Origin of the sequence: Prosthecobacter fluviatilis, from assembly GCF_042655725.1 — a bacterium.
GTDB classification, from domain to species: domain Bacteria; phylum Verrucomicrobiota; class Verrucomicrobiia; order Verrucomicrobiales; family Verrucomicrobiaceae; genus Prosthecobacter; species Prosthecobacter fluviatilis.
In genome coordinates this window covers 252,244-276,973 of the sequence record NZ_JBHSMQ010000005.1, presented here as the reverse complement: position 1 = coordinate 276,973, position 24,730 = coordinate 252,244, and the positions used below count along the sequence as shown (strand labels likewise).

The 24,730-nt window shown below is 60.8% G+C and carries 21 protein-coding genes; 14 read left to right on the top strand and 7 right to left on the bottom strand.

The features are described 5' to 3' along the window. Nucleotides 1-49: 49 nt before the first annotated feature. Nucleotides 50-1,060 (bottom strand): potassium channel family protein, encoded by a 1,011-nt coding sequence (locus tag ACFQDI_RS15225; protein WP_377168240.1) that lies wholly within the window; start codon nucleotides 1,058-1,060, stop codon nucleotides 50-52. Nucleotides 1,061-1,190: 130 nt separating this feature from the next. On the opposite strand from ACFQDI_RS15225, the gene ACFQDI_RS15220 reads away from it, so the two are divergent. Beyond that, nucleotides 1,191-2,102, top strand: coding sequence for a ThuA domain-containing protein (locus ACFQDI_RS15220; RefSeq protein WP_377168238.1), 912 nt, complete (start codon nucleotides 1,191-1,193; stop codon nucleotides 2,100-2,102). Nucleotides 2,103-2,119: 17 nt separating this feature from the next. Continuing rightward, nucleotides 2,120-3,334 (top strand): sialidase family protein, encoded by a 1,215-nt coding sequence (locus ACFQDI_RS15215; RefSeq protein ID WP_377168236.1) that lies wholly within the window; start codon nucleotides 2,120-2,122, stop codon nucleotides 3,332-3,334. Between the two features lie 5 nt (nucleotides 3,335-3,339). Here the strand turns inward: ACFQDI_RS15215 and ACFQDI_RS15210 are convergent, their stop codons facing one another. Continuing rightward, entirely contained in the window at nucleotides 3,340-3,789 is a 450-nt protein-coding gene (locus ACFQDI_RS15210; protein ID WP_377168234.1) for a CBS domain-containing protein, read from the bottom strand. Nucleotides 3,790-3,934: 145 nt separating this feature from the next. On the opposite strand from ACFQDI_RS15210, the gene ACFQDI_RS15205 reads away from it, so the two are divergent. The 12 genes from ACFQDI_RS15205 (at nucleotide 3,935) to ACFQDI_RS15150 (ending at nucleotide 16,990) form a co-directional block, all read left to right on the top strand. Continuing rightward, nucleotides 3,935-5,278: a Gfo/Idh/MocA family protein gene (locus tag ACFQDI_RS15205; protein WP_377168232.1), complete on the top strand. Its 1,344-nt coding sequence runs from the start codon at nucleotides 3,935-3,937 to the stop codon at nucleotides 5,276-5,278. Between the two features lie 8 nt (nucleotides 5,279-5,286). Next, the gene (locus ACFQDI_RS15200; protein ID WP_377168230.1) at nucleotides 5,287-6,852 is read left to right on the top strand and encodes a hypothetical protein; all 1,566 of its coding nucleotides are present in this window, start codon (nucleotides 5,287-5,289) and stop codon (nucleotides 6,850-6,852) included. A gap of 7 nt (nucleotides 6,853-6,859) precedes the next feature. After that, nucleotides 6,860-7,900, top strand: coding sequence for an amidohydrolase family protein (locus tag ACFQDI_RS15195; RefSeq protein ID WP_377168228.1), 1,041 nt, complete (start codon nucleotides 6,860-6,862; stop codon nucleotides 7,898-7,900). Continuing rightward, nucleotides 7,897-8,718 (top strand): NAD(P)-dependent oxidoreductase, encoded by an 822-nt coding sequence (locus ACFQDI_RS15190; RefSeq protein ID WP_377168226.1) that lies wholly within the window; start codon nucleotides 7,897-7,899, stop codon nucleotides 8,716-8,718. Before ACFQDI_RS15195 ends, ACFQDI_RS15190 begins: the two co-directional genes overlap by 4 nt. Further along, entirely contained in the window at nucleotides 8,715-9,947 is a 1,233-nt protein-coding gene (locus ACFQDI_RS15185; RefSeq protein WP_377168224.1) for an MFS transporter, read from the top strand. The genes ACFQDI_RS15190 and ACFQDI_RS15185 overlap by 4 nt, the downstream gene beginning before the upstream one ends. A 28-nt stretch (nucleotides 9,948-9,975) precedes the next feature. Then, entirely contained in the window at nucleotides 9,976-11,385 is a 1,410-nt protein-coding gene (locus ACFQDI_RS15180; protein ID WP_377168222.1) for a hypothetical protein, read from the top strand. Between the two features lie 17 nt (nucleotides 11,386-11,402). Beyond that, on the top strand, nucleotides 11,403-12,161 hold the full coding sequence (locus ACFQDI_RS15175) for a ThuA domain-containing protein (protein WP_377168220.1): 759 nt from the start codon (nucleotides 11,403-11,405) through the stop codon (nucleotides 12,159-12,161). Nucleotides 12,162-12,167: 6 nt separating this feature from the next. After that, entirely contained in the window at nucleotides 12,168-13,652 is a 1,485-nt protein-coding gene (locus ACFQDI_RS15170) for a hypothetical protein (protein WP_377168218.1), read from the top strand. A gap of 8 nt (nucleotides 13,653-13,660) precedes the next feature. Further along, entirely contained in the window at nucleotides 13,661-14,419 is a 759-nt protein-coding gene (locus ACFQDI_RS15165; protein ID WP_377168216.1) for a LamG domain-containing protein, read from the top strand. A 38-nt stretch (nucleotides 14,420-14,457) separates the two neighbouring features. Further along, complete coding sequence (locus ACFQDI_RS15160) at nucleotides 14,458-15,231, top strand: ThuA domain-containing protein (RefSeq protein WP_377168214.1); 774 nt, start codon at nucleotides 14,458-14,460, stop codon at nucleotides 15,229-15,231. Nucleotides 15,232-15,319: 88 nt separating this feature from the next. Then, on the top strand, nucleotides 15,320-16,126 hold the full coding sequence (locus ACFQDI_RS15155; RefSeq protein ID WP_184339763.1) for an SDR family oxidoreductase: 807 nt from the start codon (nucleotides 15,320-15,322) through the stop codon (nucleotides 16,124-16,126). Between the two features lie 6 nt (nucleotides 16,127-16,132). Next, nucleotides 16,133-16,990: a fumarylacetoacetate hydrolase family protein gene (locus tag ACFQDI_RS15150; RefSeq protein WP_377168212.1), complete on the top strand. Its 858-nt coding sequence runs from the start codon at nucleotides 16,133-16,135 to the stop codon at nucleotides 16,988-16,990. 67 nt (nucleotides 16,991-17,057) lie between these two features. On the opposite strand, the gene ACFQDI_RS15145 is transcribed toward ACFQDI_RS15150, so the two are convergent. The 5 genes from ACFQDI_RS15145 to ACFQDI_RS15125 form a co-directional block, all read right to left on the bottom strand. Beyond that, the gene (locus ACFQDI_RS15145; RefSeq protein ID WP_377168210.1) at nucleotides 17,058-20,987 is read right to left on the bottom strand and encodes a LamG-like jellyroll fold domain-containing protein; all 3,930 of its coding nucleotides are present in this window, start codon (nucleotides 20,985-20,987) and stop codon (nucleotides 17,058-17,060) included. A gap of 9 nt (nucleotides 20,988-20,996) precedes the next feature. Next, a complete protein-coding gene (locus ACFQDI_RS15140) occupies nucleotides 20,997-21,965 on the bottom strand; it encodes a DUF6807 domain-containing protein (protein ID WP_377168208.1) in 969 nt (322 codons plus the stop codon). 22 nt (nucleotides 21,966-21,987) lie between these two features. Further along, on the bottom strand, nucleotides 21,988-23,265 hold the full coding sequence (locus ACFQDI_RS15135; RefSeq protein WP_377168206.1) for a metal-dependent hydrolase family protein: 1,278 nt from the start codon (nucleotides 23,263-23,265) through the stop codon (nucleotides 21,988-21,990). 12 nt (nucleotides 23,266-23,277) lie between these two features. Then, on the bottom strand, nucleotides 23,278-24,054 hold the full coding sequence (locus tag ACFQDI_RS15130) for an AraC family transcriptional regulator (protein WP_377168204.1): 777 nt from the start codon (nucleotides 24,052-24,054) through the stop codon (nucleotides 23,278-23,280). A gap of 112 nt (nucleotides 24,055-24,166) precedes the next feature. Then, nucleotides 24,167-24,529, bottom strand: a complete 363-nt coding sequence (locus tag ACFQDI_RS15125) for a hypothetical protein (protein WP_377168202.1) — start codon at nucleotides 24,527-24,529, stop codon at nucleotides 24,167-24,169. Nucleotides 24,530-24,730 lie beyond the last annotated feature (201 nt).

The window sequence follows — 24,730 nt, the reverse complement described above, 5'->3', positions numbered from 1 at the left end:
ACCACCGCCAAGCGCAGGGGGCGAGCCAGCTTGAACGGAAAATAGGCGCTTAGCGCCGCAGCACGCGTTTCATCACCACCAAAGCGTCTCCGGGCATGAGCATCGCGGAGGGGCTGGGGTTCAAGTCTGTAGCGCCCTCCTTGCGCAGGATGGCCACGGGAAGCATGCGGCCGGCGGTGCCGGTTTCGACTTCGGAGATGCGCTTGTGAACCCAGGGGGAGTCGGCGCGGATCTCGATCTCCTCCATGTCCAGGCCCAGCTCTGTGAGGTGGTGGTCAAAGTCGATGCCGGCTTTGGTCTTGCCGCCGATGAGGTCGCGTGCGTTCGGGTGCAGGATCAGGTGGGCGATGCGGTCTGCACCGATGTGGGCAGGCAGGACGACACGGTTTGCGCCCGCCTGCAGCAGCTTGCGCTCGGTGGAGGGCACCTCGCCACGGGCGATGATCTGGATGGCGGGGTTCATATTGCGCGCACTGAGGGTGATGAAGACATTGGCGGCGTCGTTGGGCAGCACGGTGGCCAGCACGCGTGCGCGGCTGATGCCGGCGTGTTTCAGCACGGCTTCGTCAGTGGCTTCGCCCTGGAGAGTGAGAAAGCCTGCATCGCGGACTTCGGCCACGCGATCGGTGGCCTGGTCAACGATGACGAAGGGGATGCCGCCTGCCTGCAGCTGCGAGGCGATCATGCGCCCGATGCGGCCGTAGCCGCAGATGATGGCGTGGTTGCTGAGTTTTTCGATTTCGTTTTCCATGCGTTTGCCTCCCAAAGCCCGTTGGATTTGCGCCTCCGTCAGCCACTGAACGAGCGTGCCGGTGACGAAGATGATGCCCGTGCAGCCGAAGAGAATCAGGATGGTCGTCCAGGCCCTCAGCCAAGGGTCGGTGATGGGCACCACCTCGCCATAGCCGACGCTGAAGGCGGTGATGACGACCATGTAAAAAGAGTCGCTCCAAGACCATCCTGCCGCTCGATAGCCGATGGTGAAAACCGCCATGACCAGGCCGACGAAAGCAGAGGCGTACAGAACATTGGTCTGCGGGCGGCTTTTGGAAATGGGCATTTGGCTGGCTAAAGGAATCATTTAGCTAAAGGCGTGCCAGGATGGAAAACTCGTGGGGTAAAGATCGCGACTCCTGAATGAAATGCCGCGTGCATCAGAGGCGTTTGCTTTCCACGTTCCAACCCCACCTATGAAGTACCTGTTCTCTGCTGTCTTAGCCTTCTCATTCCTCAGCCCCGCGTTTGCAGCGGACAAAAAATCCATCGTCATGATTGCTGGGAAGCCTTCGCATGGTCCGGGGCAGCATGAGCACAATGCGGGCATCCAGCTTCTGAAGAAGTGCCTGGAGCAGGGGGTGGCAGACCAGGTGGACGTCAAATTTCATCTGAATGGCGAGTGGCCGTCCCAGGAGGAGCTGTCTGCGGCGGACACAGTCGTGATCTACTCAGACGGCGGTGGCGGACATCCGGCCTTGCAGGGAGACCGCCTGGCGCAGCTCGACAAGGAGATGAAGCGCGGCTGTGGCTTTCTGACGCTGCACTATGCGGTGGAGCCCACGATTGAAAAGGGTGGCAAGGAGTTCATCGACTGGATGGGCGGCTGCTTTGAGATCAACTGGAGCGTGAACCCGCACTGGGACGCCAACTTCAAGGAACTGCCAGTGCATCCCATCAGTGAGGGCGTGAAGCCTTTTGGCACGAATGACGAGTGGTACTTCCACATGCGCTTCCGCCCGAACATGCAGGGAGTGACACCTATCCTCAGTGACGTGGCTCCTGACTCCACCATGAGCCGCCCGGATGGTGCCCATAGCGGCAATCCGGCCGTGCGTGAGTCCGTGAAGAACAAGGAGAAGCAGCATGTGGCCTGGGCCTGCGAGCGTGCAGATGGCGGCCGTGGCTTTGGCTTCACCGGCGGCCATTACCACAAAGGCTGGGCCAATAACGACCAGCGCAAGCTGGTGCTGAACGCGATCCTCTGGACGGCAAAGGCGAAGATCCCTGCGGACGGGGTGCCCTCTACCGTGACGGAAGACGACATGAAGGCCAACCTGGACCTCAAGCCCGGGCAGGGCCTGCCTGAGAAAACGAAGGCGAAGTAAACAGACGCTATGCCAGCATGAACCGTCGTCAATTTCTCCAACAAAGCACGGCGGGCATGCTGGCTGTGAATCTGGCCTCCGGGCAGTCAGCGGCATCGCTGATTGCATCGCTGGAAAAGGTCACGCTCAAGCGCGGCCGCGATGGCAGCGGGCCTTCCTGGTTTCATCCGCGGCCCTGCGTGGTGCCGGGCAAAGACGGCCTGGTGATCTTCATGACGATGCAGGAGATTCGCGGTTCCGATTTCTTTCTGCCAGTACATTGGATGGAGTCCCGTGATCTCGGGCGGACGTGGTCGGACCCGCAGCCGGTGCCGCCGCTGGGCCGTGTGCCGACGACGGACGGGCGTGGCGAGGAAGGCGTGTGCGATGTGGTGCCGCAGCATCATGCCAAAACGGGCACCGTGCTGGCGATGGGGCACAACGTTTTTTACCGTGGGCCGAAGTTTGACCGCAACCAGCCGGCACGCTGGCCTGTGTATGCAGTGTACAAAGACGGGCACTGGTCCGAGCGCAAACGGCTGGTCTGGGATGACCCACGTGGCGCGAATATTTACACCAACAACTGCGGCCAGCGCGAGGTGCTGGAGGATGGCAGCATCGCCTTTGTGATGTCATTCGGTGCACGGCAGAACGGGCGTTCCGCCGCCGGGGTGCGGTGCTCGTTTGACGGAGAGACGCTGGCCATTCAAAAGGTGGGCCGTGAGATCAAGCACGCCGCCGGACGTGGGCTGCTGGAGCCCTCGCTGGTGCGCTATCGTGGGAAGTTTTACGTGACGCTGCGTGCCGAGGACAACTGCGGCTATGTGGCTGCGAGCGATGACGGGCTGAACTTTGAGGAAAAGCAGCCGTGGTGCTGGGATGACGGCACGCCGCTGGAAATGAGCACCACGCAGCAGCACTGGCTGCCGCACAGCGAGGCGCTGCACCTGGTCTACACACGTAAAGACGCCAGTAATGTGAACGTGATACGCTGGCGTGCGCCGCTGTTCATGGCGCAGGTGGACCTGAAGACACTGCGGCTGATCCGCGAGACTGAGCGAGTCGTGCTGCCGCTGGAAGGCGATGGTGTGAAAGCGCCAGATGAGGTGCCTCTGATGGGAAATTTCCAGACCACCAACATCTCACCCGATGAATCGTGGGTGACTGATGGCGGCATGCTGCCAAAGCATGGCTTCAAGGGAGATCTACTGCTGGGCAGGATCCGCTGGAGCCAGCCAAATGCGCTGATGTGATGCGCTCAGGCGGAGTAGCCGCCGGAGATGTAGGCATTGAGCTGCTCGATCGTCATGCGCTGAGTGGCGATGATCCACTTCACAAGATCGCCGATGGAAACAATGCCGAGCAGTTCCTCGCCATCCAATACCGGAAGGTGGCGGATGCGATGTTCCGTGATGATCTCCATGCAACTGGAGACGGTTTGATCTGGTCCCACGGTCACCGGTTCCCGCGTCATGATCTCACTGACGGGCGTTTCCTTGGAGGATTTGCCGCGGAGCGCCACCTTGCTCATGTAGTCGCGTTCTGAAATGATGCCGACCAGCCGGGTGCCCTCCACCACTGGCAGCGCGCCGATGTTTTTCTCTGACATCATCTGAATGGCCTGATAGACGGTGGCCGTTGGCGAGATGGTCCAGATGTCCCGGCCCTTGTGCTCCAGCAGGGTTTTGGCGGCGGTGGGAATTTCCATGGCATTAAATTTTGTTGGTTCATTTTCTGAAATGAGCGTCTGCTAAGCAAGCTTCGTTTTCCCAGCACTTCCGGCCGGGGGAAAAGCTGGAATCGGCCCACCTTGGTGCTTGAGATCGACGCCACGCGTCGTTTCATGCCGTGCCATGAGCACCCAACCCACGCCTCTCTCACGTCGCCGCTTTGTCGGTGCTGCCGGTCTCGTCGCCGGAAGCATGATCACCCGCCCGCTGTTCGGCCAGAACGCCGCCAGCAACAAACTCAACGTCGCCCTCATCGGCGTGTGGGGCCGTGGTCTGGCCCACTACGACTCCATTGCGGAGGAAAACGTGGTGGCCTTGTGCGACATCAACGAAGCTCGCTTTCCCGATGCGCTGAAGCGTTTCCCGAATGCGACGACGTACATCGACTGGCGCAAGTGCCTGGATCACAAAGGCCTCGACGCGGTGGTGGTGTGCACGCCGGACCACACCCATGCCTTCATCGCCAACTGGGCGCTCAAGCGCAATCTGCACTGCTACTGCGAGAAGCCGCTGGCGATCACGGTGGATGAGGCACGCACGGTACGCGCCACCTGGGAAACGAAGAAAGGCAAGCTGGCCACGCAGGTGGGCATGCAGCGGCATGCGAATCCGAATTTCAACCGCGTCCGCGAGCTCATCCGCGACGGAGCCATCGGCGAGCTGAAGGCCGCCTATGCCTGGGGCAACCGCCAGATTCCCAAGCCGGGCTACTTCCCAGAGGAAGGTGAGCCGCCGAAGGGATTCCATTACGACCTGTGGCTTGGCCCCTCCCCTTTCCACCCGTACAACCCCGCCTACTTCTCCGGCGGGGCCGGTGCCAACTGCCTTTCCTGGAACATGTTCTGGGACTTTGGCGCTGGTCAGATCGGTGACATGGGCAGCCACACCATGGATCTGCTTTGGAACGCCGTGGACGGCGGCCTGCCCACCTCCGCTGAAGCAAAGGGTGATGCCTACAACTCCGACGTGACGCCGGTGAAATGCGAGTCCCACTTTGAGCTTCCCGCCAATGACTGGCGCGGGCCCATCACTGTGGCCTGGTATCAGGGCGGCGCGATGCCGAGCTCGCCCAAGAAGCACATCGACCTCACGCAGATCGGTCACGGCGCGATGTTCAAAGGCACGAAGGGCTTCCTCATCGCCGACTTCGATTCACGCCTCATCCTGCCCTACGGCAACGATGCGGACATGAGCTACTACAAGCCGCGCAAAAAAGAGGACATGCTGCCTGACATCGGCCACTTCCAGAAGCAGTGGTTTGACGCCTGCCGCGACCCCAGCAAGCCCACCGCCTGCAACTTTGGCTACAGCGCCGACATGATCGAAATGATGCTGCTCGGCCTGGTGGCCTACCGCACGGGCAAGAAGATCCAGTATGACGGCAAGACTGGCAAAAGCCCCGACACGCCCGAAGCGAATGCCTTCATGAAGAAGGAATACCGCCCCGGCTGGAACATCGACGGCTGATCTGAGTCATGAACAGGCTCCCACCCATCGGCATCGTCAGCCTGGTGCTGATGGGCTGGGTCTCGTCTGCTACGGCGGCCGGGTATTTTGATGAGACGAAGTTCACAACGCTCTTCGCTTTTGACAGCGTCTCCATTCCCTATTCGCAGAATCTACGGCTGGAAATGAGGCAGGCCGAGCGGCATCCGGCCAATCCAGTGCTGCAGAGAGGCAGGCCGGGAACGCCTGATGCGCAGGGGGTGCAGTTCTACGGCTCCATCATCCGGGAGAATGACACATACCGCATGTGGTATGTGGCCTATGATGATGACACTGAAAACAAGGTGGCATCCGCCCGCTGGCGAGCGGCCTATGCGGAGAGCACGGACGGCGCGCACTGGACGAAGCCGGACCTGGGGCTCGTGGAATACAAGGGGAGCAAGAACAACAACCTGCTGCAGATGGGCGGCGGCCCATGGGGTTTTGTGAACATCAAGGTGCTCAAGGATGAGGCCGATCCTGATCCGGCGAGGCGGTACAAAATGACCTCGCATGTGTACTTTCGGGGACAGAGGAGACTGGGGACTCTGCTGCCGTTTGTGAGCGTGGACGGCTATACCTGGAAGCCGGTGAAGGAGGTGAAGTCAGTGAAAGCCGAACTCAGAAAGGAGGATCTGCTGCTGCCAGCCATTCACTTTGAGCCCAGCGGCGGTCTCTATGAGTGGGACGGCATGTTTTATGCCTGCGGACAGAATGCTCTGAATGCCATGCAGCCCTATCAGGGACGCGTGACGCGCATGTATCGCTCGCCAGATTTCATCCACTGGCTGCCCACGCAGAGCATTGGTTTTGTGCGTGAGCCCCAGCACCAGGTGCTGGGACCGGGGCGCAGCCTGGAGGGCGAGCAGACGCATGAGGGCATCAGTGTGTGGAACCGACGCAATATGCTGCTGGGCGTTGTCGGGCTGTGGCACGGCGCGAAGGAGTGGCAGGACATCACGATTGATCTCGGTTTTGTGCTCAGCAACGATGGTCTGAACTTTCGAGAGCCTGCGCGTGAATGGACCTTTCTCAAACGCGGTGCGGATGGCGCCTGGGATCAGGGCGGGGTGCTCCAGGGGCAGGGGTTTGAGAACATCGGCGACGAGACCTTCATCTACTATGGCGCCTGGGATCCACGGAGCAGGGAAAAAGTGCCTGAGCGTGGCGGTGTCGGCATTGCACGCCTGCCGCGCGACCGCTTTGGAGATCTCGTGGTGGAAACGGCCGGAAAAGGGCCCGGAGACTACCAGCTTCCTGAAATCACCAGTGAGTTTGTCACCGCAGCGCTTTCGCTGAGGCGAAGACAGAATTTCTTTGTGAATGCAGAGGGTCTTGGGCCTGACGCAGGGCTGAAGGTCGAGCTTCTCAGCGCCAACGAAACGCCGCTGCCGGGCTACGCCAGCACTGTCAGACAGAGCGGATTCCAAACACCGGTGAGGTGGGAGAAGGACGGGGGTGATCTGCCCGAACGGGTCCGTGTGCGCGTGACGTTTGAAGGAAGGCGCAACACGGACATCCGTTTCAGCGCCTTGTATCTGAAGCCTGCCGAGTGATGACTCCATGAACCGCCGCCATTTTCTCAGCGCCACTCTTGCTGGCAGTGCAGCAGTCGCCGCTGCAGCACCGCCCAAGGGCATCATCGACTGCCAGAGTCACCTCTTTTTTCCCGAGGTGCTCGACATGATGCGCAAGCGTAAAACCGAACCGCTGGTGCATGACGACAAAGGCACCGTCTTTCTCAAGATGGGTGACTGGCTGCGCAAGGTGCCGCCTTTTTATCTCGATGTGGATGCCAAGCTCGCGACCATGGACGCCAGCGGCATCGAGATCACCATGCTAAGCACAAACGACCCCGGCCCCGAGTGGTTTGGCGCGGACGGTGCGGCGGTGGCGCAGCTGATTCATGACTCTCTGGCGGCGGTGATCGCAAAGCATCCCACGCGCTTTCGCGGACTGTGCGTGCTGCCGCTGCAAAATGAAAAGGCGGCGGCCGAAGAACTGGACCGCTGCGTGAACAAGCTCGGCTTCAAGGGCATCCTGCTCTATACCAATCTCGCCGGAGCGTGGTGTGATGAGCCGCAGTTTCACTGGCTTTATGCGCGGGCGGAGGAGCTGGGAGTGCCCATCCTGCTGCACCCCGCCAAGCCAATGACCACGGAGCAGGTGAAGGGGTATGAGCTCACCAGCACGCTGGGCAACATGTTTGTAAACACCATCGCCATTGCCCGCATCATCGCCAGCGGATTGCTGGACAAGCACCCGAAGCTGAAGCTGGTGTGTCCGCATTTGGGCGGCACGCTGCCTTACATCAGCGGACGCATGGACCATCAGCTCACGGTGCTGAAGCGTGGGCCGCAGAACCTGCAGCGCAAGCCCAGCGAGTATCTGCGCAGCATCTACATGGACATCGTTTCGCCGTTGCCGGAGGCGATGCGCTTTGCGCTGGATTTCAGCAGCGCGGACAGGCTGCTTTTTTCCAGCGACCATCCGTGGGTGGAGCCGAAGGAGATTCTGGAGCCGCTGCGCTCTCTGAAGCTTTCTGCGGACGAGGAGCAGAAGATTCTCTCTGGAAATGCACGACAGCTTTTTGGCCTGACATGAGCACAGTGACCAGCAGCAGACCCGGCGTCATCGGCATGGGCCTGATGGGAAGCGCCGTGCTGAAAATGACCGGCGCGAGCTGCGGCTGGGACGTGGATGCCACGCGCTGCGTGAACGCAGCCACGGCTCAAGAGGTGTTTGAGCAATGCGATGTGGTGTTTCTTTGCCTGCCCAACTCCCACATTGCGAGCGATGTGGCAAGAGGCGTGACATTGAAGGCGGGCCAGATCATCATTGATACGACCACGGGCGATCCGCGTGAAATGGCAGCGCTGGGGGCTGAGCTGGCGGCGCTGGGTGTGCACTATCTGGATGCGACGGTTTCCGGCAGCAGCGTGCAGCTTCAACAGAGGGATGTGCTGGTGATGGCTGGCGGGGATGCGGCGGCGTTTGAGCGATGCCGCGAGTGGTTTGCCTGCTTTGCCCGAGAGTCCGTGCATGTGGGGCCCTGTGGCAGCGGGGCAAAGATGAAGCTGGTGACGAACCTCGTGCTGGGCCTCAATCGTGCCGCACTGGCGGAGGGGCTCGCCTTCGCGCAGCAACTGGATCTGGACCCGGCTCAGACGCTGGATGTGATGCGCCGCAGCATGGCCTACTCCCGCATCATGGACACCAAAGGGGAGAAGATGATCACGCAGGATTTCAACCCGCAGGCGAAGCTCTCGCAGCATCTCAAGGATGTGCGTCTCATGCTGGCTGCGAGCGCGATCCCGCTGCCACTGAGCGAGGTGCACCGTGAACTGCTCGAAAAGGCTGAGGCACTGGGCTACGGCGAGGCGGACAACAGCGCGGTGATCCAGGCGATTTTGAAATCATGAGCAAAGCCCAACGCTATCTGGTGCTGGTCACCGTTTTTCTAGGACTCGTCTTTGATGGCGTGGAGCTCGGGCTGATGCCGGTGGCATCGCTCTCAGTGTCGAAAAGCCTGCTGGGAGCAGGCTTCACTCCTGAACTGGGAGGAGAGTGGTTTGCGCGTTTCACGGCAGCGCTGATGCTCGGCGCGGCGATCGGCGGCATCGTGCTGGGAAGCCTAGGAGATCGCGTGGGGCGTACGCGGGCGATGGGGGTGTGCATTTTGTTTTATACTATCTTTGCCGCCATGGGGGCGTATGCGCAGACGCAGGAGCAGATGCTGGTGCTGCGCTTTCTGGTGGGGCTGGGAGTGGGCGGCTTGTGGCCCAATGGCATTGCGCTTGTTTCTGAGTGCTGGTCCAGTGCCTCGCGGCCGCTGGTCTCCGGGGCGATGATGGCGGGGCTGAACGTGGGCGTCCTGGCGCTTTCCCAGGTGGCACGGCAGTGGCACATCACGCCGGAGTCCTGGCGGTGGGTGTTTCAGTTTGCAGGTGTGCCGGCGCTGCTGGGAGTGTTTGTGCTGGTGGTGCTGCCAGAGTCGCCCAAGTGGCTGGCTTCGCGTGGCATGTCCAAAGCTTCGGTGACGCCGCTGCGCGAGCTGTTTCAGCCGAATCTCATCCGCTTCACCTTGGTGGGCATCCTGCTGAGCGCCATCCCGATGATCGGTGCGTGGTCGGCCAGCAAATGGATGATCCCGTGGTCTGACAAGATCGCCGGAGCTGCACATGCCGACTACAAGGCGGCGACCCAGGGCTGGTGGGCGCTGGGGGCCACGCTGGGCAGCCTGCTAGGCGGACAGTGTGCAAACTGGCTGGGCCGGCGGCTGAGCTACTGCCTCATCAGCCTTGCCACAGTCAGCATCACCTGCGCGATGTTTCAGATGACGGCACCGCTGGAGGCTTCGTTTCATCCCATCGTGTGTGCGCAGGGCTTTGTGGCCACGTTGTTCTTTGGCTGGCTGGCGCTTTATCTGCCGGAGCTGTTTCCCACACGTGTGCGTGCCACAGGCAGCGGGCTGGCGTACAATTCCGGACGCTTTGGTACGGCCGTGGGAGTGCTGGCTGCGGGGTTTCTTTTCTCGGCGCTGGGCGGCGATTACGCACGGGTGGGCGCCATCTGTGCGTCGGTCTATGCGCTGGGGGTGATTGTCATCTGGTGGGCGCCAGACACAAAGGCTTTGGAGTTGGCCGATTGAGTCCGCCTCGTGTGACCGTATGGAGAGGATGCGCCAGCTCCTTTTTGCCATCTGCACTCTTTTTTCGACCGCATATGCGGCTGATCCCTCCGGTGTTTTCAAAGCCGGTGCGGCCACCAGCAACATCACACCGGAGCTTGGCACCTCCATGAACGGCGGGTTTCAGGACCGGCAGGCAACTTTTGTACATGATGAGCTGCACGCGCGCTGTCTTGCGCTTGACGATGGCAAGACGAAGCTGGTGCTGGTGGTTGCGGACAGCTGCGTCATCGGGCGGGGCATTTTTGATGAAGCGAAGAAAATGGTGAACGAGGCCACCGGGCTGCCGATGGAGAACATGCTCATGTCTGCCACGCATTCGCACTCGTGCGGCACGGCGCAGGCGGTGGGCCAGAGCGAGCCGAATCCGATGTATCAGCGTTTTCTGGCACGTCGCATCGCCGATGGGGTGCGCTGCGCTCTGAACAATCTTGCGCCTGCCAAAATCGCGTGGGGAAAGGTGGATGTGCCGCAGCATGTCTTTAACCGCCGCTGGAAAATGAAGCCCGGCGGCATCCCCGCAACGCCTCATGGCGTGACCACGGATCAGGTGAAGACGAATCCCGGAGTCAACAACCCGAACCTCCTGGAGCCAGCCGGACCGACGGATCCTGAGGTGTGCTTCATCAGTGTGCAGTCACCCGAGGGAAAACCCATCGCGCTGTATGCCAACTACTCGCTGCATTATGTCGGCGGCACAGGGCCGGGCCATCTTTCGGCGGACTACTACGGTGTCTTTTGCAGCCGGATCGGCGAGCTGCTCGGCGTGGGGAATCAAGACCCCGCCTTTGTGGGCATCATGTCCAACGGGACCAGCGGCGACATCAACAACATCGACTGCCGGGGAGGGCAGGCGAAGCAGCCGCTTTATGGGCAGATCAATCTCGTCGCGAAGGATGTGGCGCAGGCTGTCGCCGGTGCGTGCAAGGCGCTGAAGTATCAGGACTGGGTGCCGCTCGGAGTAGCCCAGAAGGAGGTCGCGCTCGGTCTGCGCATCCCCACGCCGGAGGAAGTGGAGAAGGCACGCGCGGTGACGAAGCAGTCCAAGCTTTTTCCACGCATGGAGACGATGGAGCAGGTGTATGCGCGTGAGACCGTGCTGCTGGCCGACTTTCCCAAGGAAGTCTCGGCACCCCTGCAGGTGCTCAAGATCGGCGACCTGCGTGTTTCAGCCATTCCTGCCGAGGTTTTTGTGGAGATCGGGCTGGGTTTGAAGAGCCGACATGCGCAGACTTTCACCGTGTCCCTGGCCAATGCGTACCATGGCTATCTTCCCACGCCGGAGCAGCACAAGCTTGGCGGCTATGAAACCTGGCGCGCCAGATCCGCCTGCCTCGAAGCCGATGCCTCGACAAAAATCGTCGCAGGGCTGGAGGAGCTGTTTGCAAAACTTCAGTAATATCTATTCACGCGACTATGAAATTCATTCTGCTCTGCTTCGCGCTGCTTACCTGTGCTGCATCTGCTGCCAACATCGTCGTCATGACGGTGGAAGATCCCAACAACTACGAGGCTCCGCGCACGATGCGTGAATTTGCGGAGAAGGAGCTGCGGCCGCTCGGGCATCAAGTCACAATCATCGAAGGGGACAAGCCGCAGCCGCATCACTTTGCCGGACTCATCGAGGCGCTGAAAGAGGCGGATCTGCTGGTGCTTTTCTCGCGCCGTCGCTTTCCGCCGAAGGAGCAGATGGCGGCCATTCGGGCGCACCTTGCCGCAGGCAGGCCTCTGCTGGGCATTCGCACGGCCAATCATGCCTTCATTCCCAAGCCCAATGAGACTGTGGATCCGAGTCTGGCCCCATGGCCGGAGTTCACGCACGAGGTGCTGGGTGGCGAAAACACCGGGTATGAAACAAAGGGGCTTCCTTACAGCGTGAGTGTGGCTCCGGGTGCGGAGACAAGCGTGCTTCTGAAGGGCGTGAACACCGCCGGCATCCAGGGGTATCAGTCGATGTACAAAGTCCTGCCGCTGGCCGCTGATGCCACCCCGGTGCTCATCGGTACCGCCCAGGCTGGGGCTGTCACGCCGCCGCAGCCGGTGGCATGGGCACGCACCTATGGCGCTGGGAAAGCGCGGATTTTCTATACCAGCCTCGGAGCACCTGAGGACATGCGCAGTGCCGATCTGCAGCGGCTGCTGCTCAATGCTGTGGGGTGGGCTTTGCAGAAATAGCGCATCATGAAAATCATCTGTCTGCTCCTTCTCACATGCGTGGTCACGGCCAGGGCTGAAATGCTCGCTGGGGTGGCCAAGGTTGACATCACTGACCGCACTGGTCCGGTGAATGATCCGTGCTTTGCCAAGGCGCTGGTGCTCAAGAACGACGACACCACGGCGGTGGTGATCACGCTGGATGCGGTGGCGGTGGGAGGCATCGGGCGCATTGGCAATGGCTTCATGGCGACGGTGCGCGGCGGACTGCGGGAGCTGGGCATCGCGCCGGAGAATGTGGTGGTCAATGCGAGCCACTGTCACGGCATCGTACGCGGAGATCTGGAGCCGCTGGTCATCCAGGCGGTGAAGCAGGCGGCACAGAATCTGGTGCCGGTGAAGGCGGGCAGCGGCGAAGGGTCTGAGACGCGCATCAGTGAAAACCGGCGGCTCAAAATGAAAGACGGCAGCATGGTGGACATGCGGCGCGCCTACTCGATGCCACACGACGAGGATGTCGCCAGCGTGGGGCCCATCGATCCGCAGGTGGCCGTGCTGCGGCTGGATCGCACGGACGGCACGCCGCTGGCTGTGCTCTACCAGTTTGCCTGCCATCCGATCATGAACCCGCCCAGCAAAGGTTGCTCGGCGGATTATCCGGGCTTTGCCTCCAAAGTCATCGAGGAGGCTCTTGGCGGTGGCGCGATGGCTTTTTTCATCCAGGGGTGTGGTGGGGACATCAATCCGGTGCGCTACAAAGAGGTCTCCCGACCAGCCGATGCCGAGCCGCTTGGCGCCATGCTGGGTGCCACGGTGCTGGCCTCTTTGCGGAAAATCGAAACCCAGGCCGGTGCGCCTCTCAAAGTGAGCAATGAGACCATCGCCCTGCCGCGTGCGGCGGATTACACAGCGCGCATTGCCAACATCGAGGCGGAGCAGAAAAAGCTCGTGGCCGCGCTCAAGTCCACCAACATCAACTTCAAGACCTTCCTACCACTGCTGCTGCAGCACAAGCTCTGGCCGGAAACGCCGTCGCATTATTCGCAGAGCTACCTGCATGACCAGTCATTGGATCGGAAAGCCATCCCCCAGCTTGATGCCGACAACCGCGCGCTGGTGGAGAGCTACCTGGCCAACATCGAGATCATGGAGCGGCTCACACGGTTGAATGCCAACCTCGCACTGCTGAAAATGCACCTGAAGCAGACCGAGGCAGCCGCCAGCCCAACGTTGGATGCCGAGGTCTGCGGGCTGCGTGTAGGCGACTTCAAGCTGGTGACCTTCCCCGGAGAAGTCACAGTACAGGTGGGACTGAACATCAAGAAAGCCGCGAACGACGCCCGCGCCTTTGTCTCCGGCTACACCAATGGCTACATCTGGTACACACCCACTGTGGAGCAGCGCCTGAACAGCGGCTACGCGCAGGAAGACTGTGACACGCTGGTCGCACCTGAGTGGCAGAAGATCTTTGAGACGAAGGCGCTGGAAGTTTTGCGCAATCTCAGCCGATAAGCTTTTTCATGAAATCATCACTCTTGCTTCTGTTTGCCGCATTCACCTGCTCCGCCTTGGCCGCAGAGGATCTGTCAAAGACGCTCATGACCACACGCGGCAAGCTGCTGGTCAGCGAGGACTTCGCGTCGCCGCTCGCCCCTGTGGTGGGCAAGCCGGTGGGGTTTGCCAGCGGGTTTACTGGCTGGCGTTATAATGCTGGGACTGCGGGTGGAAAATCGGGATATTGGAAACTGGCCGACGGAGTTTTCACCGGAGTGGAAAGCCCTGGGGCCAATCATCCGGCGACAGCTTCGTTCGGCTTTCAATTCACCGACGCCATCATTCAATGCGAGGTGAGGCTGAATGACGTGCCCGATGAAGGCCGCAAATACCGCTCTTTGTTTGTGAAGGCGACGGATGCCAAGGACTACGTGATCTCGCTGAGCGTGGGACCGGGCGGTCTGTTTCTGACGCCGTATGATGCGGAGCGCATCAATCCCACGACCAAGCAGCGGGAAAAAGGAACGGCGGGCCGCGCGCTCACGCCCGTCAAACTCAACGAATGGCATACTGTGGTCCTGGAGATCAAAGGCTCGGAAGTGGTGGGCACGATTGATGGCAAGAGCACCACGCTGAGCAATCCGCTGATTGGAACCGCGAAACACAGCATCATGCTCGGGGCCGGCACTGAGGCGAGCTTTCGCCATCTGCGCGTGTGGGAGGCGCTGCCCAACGCAGACTGGACCACAGCCAAGGCGACACTGCAGGCAGCCGTGAAACCTTGAACTGTCAGTCACTGCAAACCGGCATTCCATTTAACCTCATGAACTTGTCTTCTCTCCTCCGTCTCCTGCTCATCATGGCTGTCGCTTTCGTGTGGCAGCTCCAAGCCGCCGAACCAGCCCACATCGTCATGATGATCGGCGAGGACGAATATCATACCTGGGAAACTCTGCCGGAGTTTGCCGCCAAAGAATTGAAAGCCGCGCCTTATCGCGTCACCATCATCCAAGCGGACAAAGCCGATAAGAACCAGTTCCCGGGGTTTGTGGAGGCCGTGCGCGATGCCGATCTCCTTTTCATCAGCGTACGCCGCCGCACTCCGCCGGTGGAGGTGATCCATGCTGTGCGTGCTCATCTGGATGCAGGCAAGCCGCTGGTGGGCATTCGCACGGCCAGCCATTGCTTTGCGCTGCGTCCCAAGGAGCCGGAGCCCAAGGCCGGGCTGGGCATCTGGCAGGACTTTGATCCCCAGGTGCTGGGCGGCAACTACACCGGTCACTATGGCAAAGATCCTGCCGCTATCACCGTGATCCCGGGTGCGGAGTCGCATCCCATCCTGCGTGGGGTGGTGGTCTCCGAGCTCATCGGGCATGGTGGCCTGTATAAGAACACACCTCTCCAAGCCGGCACGACGCCGCTGCTGAAGGGAACACTGCCAGGAGCAGAGATCGAGCCTGTCGCGTGGACTCATCTGTACGGTGGCCAAAAGGCCCGGGTCTTCTACACCTCGATGGGGCATTGGGATGACTTCAAGCTGCCTGCCTTCCGCCGCTTTTTGCTCAATGGCATCGCCTGGGCGCTGGAGAAGCCCTGACATTTTTTCTTCGCCACAGTGGCTGTGCAGCCTTGAGCACCGTCACTCGCTCGCCATAGGAAGCGGCTCATTACCCCCCCCGACAAACATGCGACTTCAAGACCAGGTCATCCTCATCACCGGCAGCTGCACGGGCATTGGAGAATTCATGGCGCGGCGCTTCGTTGCCGAAGGCGCTCGAGTCGTCCTTCACGGACTGGAAACCGAGCGCGGCGAGGCCTTGCGGCAGGAGCTTGGCACTGACAAAGCAGCCTTCTGCCAGGGCAACCTCGCAGACCCGGAGGTCCCGGCCAAGCTGGCCGCCGATGCCATCGCCGCCTTTGGTAAAATCGACGCTTTGGTGAACAACGCGGCGATGACCAATCGCGCACGCATCGCCGAGACGGACGCTGCCATGTTTGACCGCATCATCGCCGTGAACGCCCGTGCGCCCATGCTCCTCATCCGCGCGCTGCTGCCCGAGCTGAAAAAGAACCAGGGCGTGGTGCTGAACATCGGCTCGGTGCTGGCCCACTGCGGCCAAGCCAATCTGCTGGCCTACTCCATGTCCAAGGGCGCGCTCATGACGATGACACGCAACCTGGCCGATGCGCTCGGCACCGACCGTGTGCGTGTGAACCAGCTCAACGTCGGCTGGACCCTCACAGAGAACGAATACAAGGTGAAGCTCGGCGATGGCCTCGGCGAAGGCTGGCCGGAGCGACTGCCCGCTTACGCCGTGCCCATGGGCCGTCTGCTGAGGCCTGAGGACATCGCCGCCGCCGCTGTGTACTGGGTGAGCCGCGAGAGCTTCCCAGTCACCGGCACCGTGGCCGAGCTGGAGCAGTATCCGCTCATCGGCCGCTACACCAATCACGAGGGAGATCCTCTCAAACAACAAGATCACACCAACTAAACCACCATGAAACTGATCCGCTTTGGAAACCCTGGAGAAGAAAAACCCGGCCTGCAGCTGGAAGATGGCCGCCGTATCGACGCGAGCGCCTTTGGCAGCGATTACGATGAGAAATTCTTCGGAGGAGACGGCCTTGAGCGTCTGGCCGCCTGGGCAAAGGCAAACGCCGCCATGGCACCAACCGTGTCCGCTGAAACTCGCCTTGGCCCCTGCATCGCCCGCCCGAGCAAGATCATCTGCATCGGCCTGAACTACGTGGACCACGCCAAGGAGAGCGGCATGCCCATCCCGGCGGAGCCCATCGTTTTCTTCAAGGCCACCAGCGCCATCGTGGGACCGAATGACAACGTGGTCATCCCACGCAATTCCAAGAAGACCGACTGGGAAGTCGAGCTGGCTTTTGTCATCGGCAAAAAGGCCAGCTACGTTTCTGAAGCAGACGCCATGAGCCATGTGGCCGGCTATTGCGTGCACAATGACTACAGCGAGCGCGAGTGGCAGCTGGAGCGTGGCGGCCAGTGGGTGAAGGGCAAGAGCTGTGACACCTTTGCGCCCATCGGTCCCTTCCTCGCCACCAGCGATGAGATCCCTGATCCGCAGAACCTGAAACTGTGGCTCAAGCTCAACGGCAAGACCATCCAGAACAGCAGCACCGCACAGATGATCTTTGGCGTGCAGAAGCTGGTGAGCTACCTGAGCCAGTTCATGAGCCTGCTGCCCGGAGACATCATCACCACCGGCACACCTCCCGGCGTTGGTCTTGGATTCAAGCCTGATCCTGTCTTTATGAAGCCCGGCGATGTGATCGAGCTGGGTGTCGAAGGCCTCGGCGTGCAGGGGCAGACGGCGGTGGCGGCTGCGTAAAAGTCGTTTCGCGCTTTATCTTATCAGGAGGCCGCTCAAATGAGCGGCCTCTTTTTTATGCAGAGGGTTATTCAACCTTCAGCACACCGTTCATCACCATCCAGTGTCCAGGGAAGGTGCAGAGGTAGGGGTAGTCGCCCTTTTTCTTGGGGGCGGTGATGTGAATGGTGAAAGACTCCTTTGGATTGGTCATATCGGTGTAGGCGAGCACGTCGTCGGAGTCGGGTACGTAGTGCTTGGCCAGGCCCTGCGGGTCGGTGATCATGAGGTTGGCCAAGTTGCCGACCTTTTGCAGCGTGCCCGGTTTGGCGAGCATCCAGTTGTGTGGCACCACGTCGGGATTTTTGAAGACGATGGTGAGCTTCTCACCGGCTTTCGCTGTGAGCTGCTTTTGCACGTATTGAAGTCCCAGCGCGGCCTCGATGATGACTTCACGTCCGCCTTCGCCCTTGGCCCACGGGTTGGGCTTGGCGGACTTCGGAGCTTCCATGCCGATCTGTGCAGCATGATTGGTCTTGGCGATCTTGGTGTAGCCAACGAAATCGGTGAAAGGCTCTGCCAGAGCATGTGCCGTGAGGAAGACATCATGGCCGGTGCTCAGGTGCAGATGGATCTGGCTGGCGGTGACGATCTGCGGGATTTCGAGGAAGAGCGTTTTGCCACCATCGAGCTTCTGCACGCTGTGGATTTCCAGTGGATCGTGGCCGGGAGTGTCAGCATATTTCACGGAATATTCCGGTGAGCCATACTGCGGGCCGTAGCGGTAGTTCCAGCACTGCGCAAAGCAGGTGGCGGCCTCGGCGTTCTTCACGGGCTGGTTGAAGCGAAGCAGTACGCCGTTGTCCCGGGCTTCGAAGCCGATGAGCACGGGTTTTTCACCGCCGGTGAAGCGCACACGCTGGAAGCAGCCGTCCTTGGGTGTGTAGCTGCCCCAGCCCTGCATGCCGTTCACGTAGAGATGACCGTCATTGGGATTGAAGCGCGCGCACTGCGGGCCGGAGTCGAAGTTGCCGCTGATTTTCACGGTGGCAGCCTGCCAGCGGCCTTTGACGTTCTGCCGCATGACGAGCCATGCGCTGCCACCACCGGAGGAGAGGTGGACGAGATTGCCGTTGCCTACGAGTGAAGCCCATGAGTGTGGTATGTCAGTCCACAATGTTTGAGGTATGAAAACTTGGCTGCTGGCGCTGTTGTCCTCGCCACGCGGAAGGTACATGAGCACGGGCTCGGGGGGCTGGCCGTTCCTTGGGCCGCCAGCGCCGAAGTGGGCGCCGAGATTGTGATCCAGCTCGATCTGGAAGATGGAGGAGGCCGGTGTCCAGTCGCCTTCCTGCCCGCTGGTGGTGACGAAGTGGCCGTCCGGCGAGATGCCGAGACCGTCCGGATTGCGGAAGCCGGTGGCGAGTACTTCGAGCTTGTCCCTGCCGGTGATGCGGCACACGCCTTGATTGCCGGAGGCGAAATACCAGCGGCCTTCCTTGTCCGTCTCCAGGCCGACGATGAAGTCATGACCACCAGGAGAGGTCTGCATGGCATTGGTCACGCAATCGTAGAAGTCGGCTTCGTCGTCGCCATTGAGATCATGCAGGCAGGTGATCTGATCACGGCCGAGGACGTAGAGCTTGTCCTTCACGATCTTCATGCCTAGCGGCTGATTGAGGCCGGTGGCGAAGCGCTTCCAGCGGATTTTTTCGAGCTTTTCGTCGATGCCCTTCACCAGCCAGACCTCGCCGGTCATGGTGGCGATGGCGGCGGTGCCATCGCTGAAGAAATCATGCGCCGTGATGAAAAGGAGTGCTCCGTAGGGATTGTCGAAGGGCAGCTCGATGGTGTCAGTGGCGAAAGGCTGCTGCGTGCCGAGGTTGCCCTTGGTTTCGAGCCACTGAGGCCATTGGGCGGGGAACTCTTTGACGAGTTGAACCTGCTCGCCACGGACATTCCAAAATGAGTCACCCACTTTGAAGATGACGGCCTTGCCCTGGCGATAGAAGCCTTGGTACTGCCCGTTGAGTTTGATGGATGGCTTGGATGCCACTTTTCCATCCATCGCAGCGCCGCCCATGAACCCATGGCGGTGATCGGTGAGCTTGATGAAGCCTCCAGTCCAAGTGATCGGGAATGAAAGCTTCTCGCTGTCGAAGACATAGGAAGTATCACCTTCGCGGACGCACACGGCTTTCGGAATCGTCAGGCCTGCACCTTTGAAGACACAGCTGAACACCGAACCGTGATCGCTCTCGGCGAAGCGGCCATCTTTCCAAGTGACCTGGTCATTCTGATTGCCCCAGTGGCCTTGCTGGCCGCCATCGAGGCCGGGGAACTGTGGCAGCAATGCCGGGAGCGTCTTCTGCTTCATGAACTGGAGCGCTTGCTTGCCGTAGAAGTCGAAGACACGCTCGCGGTTCACGAATTCCTGCCAATGCACGTTGTCTTCAGGGTTGAGGGGTTTGCGGTCCGGTGTGAAGGCGGCGGGCGGCGGGGCCTTGGGCGGCAGGATGGCATCCAGGTGGTCGAAGTCCCAGAGGCCGATGGTGTTGTCCATGCGCAGGCGCGGGCCGTTGCTTTTGCGCGGCTTCATCACGCCGCGGGCGATGCGCACGTCGTCCAAAACACCATCACAGCCGATGGTGCCTTCCACGAGGCTGCCGAAGGCAATGCCACCTGCCTTGGGCATGCCCTTGAGGGGCTGCACGGACTTCTCAAGCACCTGTTTGCCATCAATCCAAAGGACAACGTTCTTCTCGTCGATGCTGGCCAGCAGGTCATGCCACTTGCCGTCGCAGATGTTCACCTGGGAGTCGAAGTCACCGCCGCGGCCTGGCATGTAGAGCGCCAGCGTGCCGCGTTTCGCATGGGTGTAGAGCTCCCAATGCGTGGCGGAGGATTTGGCGTCTGAGGCAATAAGGATGTTGAAGTGCTCTTTGCTGTTCAGCTTCGCGCGACACTCGATGGTGATGGGCAGCGTGCGGAAGGGTTCGTTGTCCTGCTCAAAATAGCTGCCTTTCAGAGCCTCGCCGAATTCCTGATTGATGGAGGGCACGCCCTCGCCGGTGATGGGGGGCTTGGCTATGAAGCTGGCAGCGGCTGGCTTGTCATTCCATGTGCGGTATTTTGGCTTCGGTCCGGGCACGTTGTCATCTAGCTGGGGAATCAGCCACGCGAGCCCGTCGAGATTGTCCAGCAGGCGGCCTTCAGCGTCTTCATTCGTGTGGTTCAGAATGCCGATGGGACCGTTGTAGCCGCTGGCGCGCACGATGCGCAGCACCTTCACATCTTCGGTGCCCACACCGAGAGGGAGGATCTTGCGGCCCTTCGCCTCGCCATCGATGTCCATGCCGTTGAGGTTGAAGCAGAGCAGGTGCGGCAGCATGCGTGGCAGCACCTTGGCAAGGCGATCGAGATGACCGTGGCCGTGGTGAAGGTTGTACACCATGCCGATGTTCTTGATGCCCTTGGCCTTCAGAGCCTCCACGATGGCGATGGCGTTTTCAGGTTCGCCATACCATCCGCCGTGATTGTAGAGAGCCACCGGGCAGCCCAACGGGGCGGCGGCTTCGCAGATCGGCTGGAGGCGTGCGACCTCTTTTTCCACGCGTGCTTTCTGATCCGCTTCGTCCTTCACCTGGATCGCGCCGCCGTTGCCATTGACCCACAGCTGAGGATGCACGCCATGGCGCTTGAAGAGTTCTAGTGTCTGCTTCGCTTCGTCGTTGAGCACCGTCGGGAACCACCAGCCCATCAGCTCGATGTGGTGCTTTTTGAGTGCGTTCAGTTCGTCGTCCCACTGGGGAATGTGCTCTTTGCGGTAGTCATAGACGAATTTTTTCACGCCCATTTTTTCCAGCATGGCCGCACGCTCCTCGGGTCCGCGCTTGCCCGCATCAAAGGGCACGATGCACCACGCGGCGAGGTTGGATTTGTCGAAAAGAGTTTCGGCTGCCTGAGTTTGGCAAAGGGCAGCGGCCAGCAGGGTGATGGCGAAAAGGCGGGAGAGCATGGGGAAGGGTTACTTGGTGGTGGAATAGGCGGCCCACTGGGCCTCGATCCATTGAGCATCAGGGGCACCGTCGAAGACGAGGATGCGGTACTTGGAGATGTAGGGTTTGCCGGGCTCGATGGACCAGTCTCCATCCTGCGAAGGAGCGATGCAGAGCTGCGGATTTTTGGGATTGAGGCGCAGGGGCTGCGGGAAGCGGAAATTGGAAGGATGAATGAGGATGACCATACCGGTGGATGCGCCATCCACCTGACCACCGATGTGAACCCACTTGCCTTTGGTGGAATCTCCTTTGACGCGGTCATACCCTTCGCTGGTCAGCATCGTCACGGCATCGACCGGATTCCATGCCAGATTTCCGCGCACGCCCAGGCCGCCGTAGTGATACTGGGGCAGCTTCAACGGTTTGTCCGTGGCGCAGGTCTGGGTGCTCGTGAGGTCGATGATGTTCGCCAGCTTTCCATCCAGCTCCTTCTGCGCCACCGTCACTTCCCAGGTTTCGTTCAGCACTTTTTGATCAGGCGTGTGGCTGTGATCCAGGAAGACATGCTCGCTGGTGAAGCCGCCGCCCTCAGCACCGCCCCAGCTTTTGTCGAGTTTGGCAAAGCGCACTTCGGCGAGGATCTGGTCGCCGCTTTTGTTTTTGCCATCTCCTTTGCCCTGGTTCCAGAAATCGGGGTGCGAGTCGCCAAACTCGGTCTTTGTCCACGCCATCCAGATGCCGCGATGCCAGCGGTGATCTTCGGGATGATTGCCTGTCACCAGCTTGCCGCTCGGCGAGTAAACCGGATGCAGGTGTGCTCCGTGTTTGAACACAGCGGCCACGCCTTCAGGCACCTCGCCAGCCTCCATCTGATAATCGCAGATCGTTTTGCCGCCGGTGCTGAAGTTCAGTGCGGAGCCCTGCTTCTCCACCTGGATATCAGCGGCGAAAGTGGGCGCGGCGAGGAGAGCGGCGAAGAGAAGGGTTGGCTTCATGACGATGGAACGACCCGCTGTATCACAAACTCGCAGGCTTTACGAGTGTTCCCGCTTTCACCACGCCGCCCTGCATCACGGCCATGAGGTTGTCGCGGTTTTCGAGGAGGGAGATGTCTGCGAGCACATCACCCGCGACGACGAGCACGTCCGCCAGTTTGCCTTTTTCGAGAGAGCCGATCTCCTCTTCTCGGCCCATCATCTTCGCACCGCCGAGCGTGGCGCACTTGAGGGTGTCCAGCGGAGAAAAGCCCACATAATTGACGAAGAAGGTCAGTTCCTGGGCGTAGGTGCCATGCGGTGTCCAGGCAAAGCCGTAGTCGCCGCCGAGGCCCATGGTGCCGCCGGCCTTCAGCACCTTGCGGCAGCTTTCCGCCCCGGCCTCCAGGGTTTCCTGGTGACCGTCGAGCACGCGCTGGGAGAGGCCGAATTCCTTGCCACGCTGGACGCTGAAGAGTTCAAAGCCAAGGCCGGGGCACATCGGCACGTTGCGCTTCAGCAGCAGATCCAGGCACTCGTCATCCATGAAGGTCCCGTGCTCGATGGCGTCATAACCGGCTTTGAGCGCATTGCGGATGCCCTCAGTAGCGCGGCAGTGGCCGGTGACCTTGAGGCCGTGATTGTGTGAGGTTGCGACGACTGCGTGCATTTCCTCAAAGGTCATGCACAGGGTGTGGTGGTCGTTGATGTCCGGAGAGGCGGCATCTCCGGTGGGGTAGGTTTTCACCCACTCGATGCCGTCTTTGACCAGCTTGCGCACGGCGGTGCGGGCCTGCTCGGGACCATTCACGATGAAGACGATGCCCTCCATGCCGATCCGGCGGTAATCAGGGTTCCAGTCCATCAGCCCGCCTGCACCACAGATCTCGCGGCCGCTGGCGCTGAGGCGCGGGCCGGGGATCATGTCCTCCTCGATGGCCTTCTTCATCCACACGTCGATGTTGTGCAGGCAGCCGCCGCTGCGTGCCGCCGTGTAGCCGCACTCCAGCGCGGTCTTCGCATTTACGGCAGATTGCAGCGTGACGTATTCGACGGGGAACTTGATGTCGAGATCCTGCAGCTCGGAGACATTGAAGTAGGTGAGGTGAATGTGCGCCTCGATGAGTCCCGGCATGATGGTGCCGCCCTTGGCATCGATCACGCGTGCGTCAGGGGCGGCAGGCGGCGCGTCGGCGGCAGGGCCTGCGTAAGTGATGATACCGTCGGTGATGATCAGCGCGGCATTGGGAATGGCGGGCGCGCCCGTGCCATCGACGAGCTGGCCGTTTTGGACGACGGTTGTGCCTGGTTGGAGCTTCATGGTGAGTGAATGCTATCGCTTTGTCCGGCGCGGGGATAGAACAGGAGCGGCAGGGCTTGGAACATTCGCGGCGGCGTATTTTTCGCGGTACGCCCCCGGGGTGAGGCCGGTGACGCGGCGAAATTCGCGCGTGAGGTGGCTCTGGTCCGCGAAGCCACAGCGCAGGCCGGTGGCGGAGATGGATTCGCGCGTGTCCACCAGCAGACGGCAGGCGGTCTGGATGCGCAGGCGCCGCAGGTACTGCTGCGGCGGCAGGCCATACTCGCGGAGAAAGCTGCGCTCAAACGCCCGTGCGGACATGCCCACGGCGTGCGCCATTTCCGCATTGGTCACGGACTCGCCCAACCGGCGCGTCATCAGCGCGATGACGACACCGAGGCGGATATCTCCACGCTGGTCGATCTGCGCCGCATCCAGCATGCGTGTGATGCCTGCGGTGCCGACGACACGGCCCCTGGCATTGCACACCGGTTTCTTGGTCGTGAAGCACCACGCTGCCGTGTGGTCAAAGCGACCGACGAGTTCCAGGCGGCCCTGTACCGTCTGTCCGGCCAGCACCGCCTCATCGCCTGCACGGAAATGCGCCGCCAGATGTGGGGGCGAGAGGTCGTCGTCGGTTCGGCCCAGCACCTCCTCAAGCTTTTGCATGCCATAGTTCAGCATGAAGGTACGGTTCACCCAAAGGTAGCGGCGCCTTGCATCTTTGATCCAGGCCTGCACGTCTGGCAGCGCGTCAAAAAGATCGCGCAGGGCATCGGCGGCAGATGTGGCGGCGGCTTCGGCTTTCACAGTCGGGAGATTAACAGGAACGGATTTTGATGGCACTCCGAATCATGAAGGCATGAAAAAAGCGGAGCCGCTGGCCGCAACTCCGCTTTGAGAAGGAAATGAAAGCTCCCGGTTACTGGCGCACTTCCTTGATGTGCTTGTCAGGTGCGGCGTCGAAGGCGGCCTTGCTGGCGGCATCTGCAAAGGCGACCTGACGAGAGTAGGTGACGGTGATGGCAGGGTCAGATTTCTTTTTGCTCAACGGGCACTGGCCGGCGGTGGCTGCAAGGATATTGCTGAGATATCCCTTGGGAGCGGCGGTAAACTGGGCTTTGCAGCGGTTGCAGCAGACTGCCACGGTCTTCGAATAATTGCTGGTGATTGCCGGATTCGCCGGTTTGCCCGAGATAGGGCAGACGGTGTTAAGCGGTTCGGCGGCAGGTGTCGCGCCAGCCAGCAAGCCAAGGGCGGTGATGAGGGTGAAAACGAATTTCATGGAGGGCATAGCCTGTCGGATACGAATGCACGGATCTTCCGCAACCGAAACCTTCATGCCAGCACCCCCCCCTTTGCCGGTGTGCTCTGACACCCTGAATTGACACCCCTAGGAGGCGGGCCTATCTTCACTTCCGTATGCATCTCGAATAGACTGCATGCAGGGAGCATCAGGTGCCTGCCATGACCTGTTCTCTGACAC

Excerpts from the sequence above, each read along its gene's own strand:
- ACFQDI_RS15210 (WP_377168234.1), bottom strand. The coding sequence starts at position 3,789 with ATGGAAATTCCCACCGCCGCCAAAACCCTGCTGGAGCACAAGGGCCGG.
- ACFQDI_RS15205 (WP_377168232.1), top strand. The coding sequence starts at position 3,935 with ATGAGCACCCAACCCACGCCTCTCTCACGTCGCCGCTTTGTCGGTGCT.
- ACFQDI_RS15225 (WP_377168240.1), bottom strand. The coding sequence starts at position 1,060 with ATGCCCATTTCCAAAAGCCGCCCGCAGACCAATGTTCTGTACGCCTCT.
- ACFQDI_RS15200 (WP_377168230.1), top strand. The coding sequence starts at position 5,287 with ATGAACAGGCTCCCACCCATCGGCATCGTCAGCCTGGTGCTGATGGGC.
- ACFQDI_RS15125 (WP_377168202.1), bottom strand. The coding sequence starts at position 24,529 with ATGAAATTCGTTTTCACCCTCATCACCGCCCTTGGCTTGCTGGCTGGC.
- ACFQDI_RS15135 (WP_377168206.1), bottom strand. The coding sequence starts at position 23,265 with ATGAAGCTCCAACCAGGCACAACCGTCGTCCAAAACGGCCAGCTCGTC.
- ACFQDI_RS15190 (WP_377168226.1), top strand. The coding sequence starts at position 7,897 with ATGAGCACAGTGACCAGCAGCAGACCCGGCGTCATCGGCATGGGCCTG.
- ACFQDI_RS15165 (WP_377168216.1), top strand. The coding sequence starts at position 13,661 with ATGAAATCATCACTCTTGCTTCTGTTTGCCGCATTCACCTGCTCCGCC.
- ACFQDI_RS15145 (WP_377168210.1), bottom strand. The coding sequence starts at position 20,987 with ATGCTCTCCCGCCTTTTCGCCATCACCCTGCTGGCCGCTGCCCTTTGC.
- ACFQDI_RS15180 (WP_377168222.1), top strand. The coding sequence starts at position 9,976 with ATGCGCCAGCTCCTTTTTGCCATCTGCACTCTTTTTTCGACCGCATAT.
- ACFQDI_RS15215 (WP_377168236.1), top strand. The coding sequence starts at position 2,120 with ATGAACCGTCGTCAATTTCTCCAACAAAGCACGGCGGGCATGCTGGCT.
- ACFQDI_RS15140 (WP_377168208.1), bottom strand. The coding sequence starts at position 21,965 with ATGAAGCCAACCCTTCTCTTCGCCGCTCTCCTCGCCGCGCCCACTTTC.
- ACFQDI_RS15185 (WP_377168224.1), top strand. The coding sequence starts at position 8,715 with ATGAGCAAAGCCCAACGCTATCTGGTGCTGGTCACCGTTTTTCTAGGA.
- ACFQDI_RS15195 (WP_377168228.1), top strand. The coding sequence starts at position 6,860 with ATGAACCGCCGCCATTTTCTCAGCGCCACTCTTGCTGGCAGTGCAGCA.
- ACFQDI_RS15220 (WP_377168238.1), top strand. The coding sequence starts at position 1,191 with ATGAAGTACCTGTTCTCTGCTGTCTTAGCCTTCTCATTCCTCAGCCCC.
- ACFQDI_RS15155 (WP_184339763.1), top strand. The coding sequence starts at position 15,320 with ATGCGACTTCAAGACCAGGTCATCCTCATCACCGGCAGCTGCACGGGC.
- ACFQDI_RS15160 (WP_377168214.1), top strand. The coding sequence starts at position 14,458 with ATGAACTTGTCTTCTCTCCTCCGTCTCCTGCTCATCATGGCTGTCGCT.
- ACFQDI_RS15175 (WP_377168220.1), top strand. The coding sequence starts at position 11,403 with ATGAAATTCATTCTGCTCTGCTTCGCGCTGCTTACCTGTGCTGCATCT.
- ACFQDI_RS15150 (WP_377168212.1), top strand. The coding sequence starts at position 16,133 with ATGAAACTGATCCGCTTTGGAAACCCTGGAGAAGAAAAACCCGGCCTG.
- ACFQDI_RS15170 (WP_377168218.1), top strand. The coding sequence starts at position 12,168 with ATGAAAATCATCTGTCTGCTCCTTCTCACATGCGTGGTCACGGCCAGG.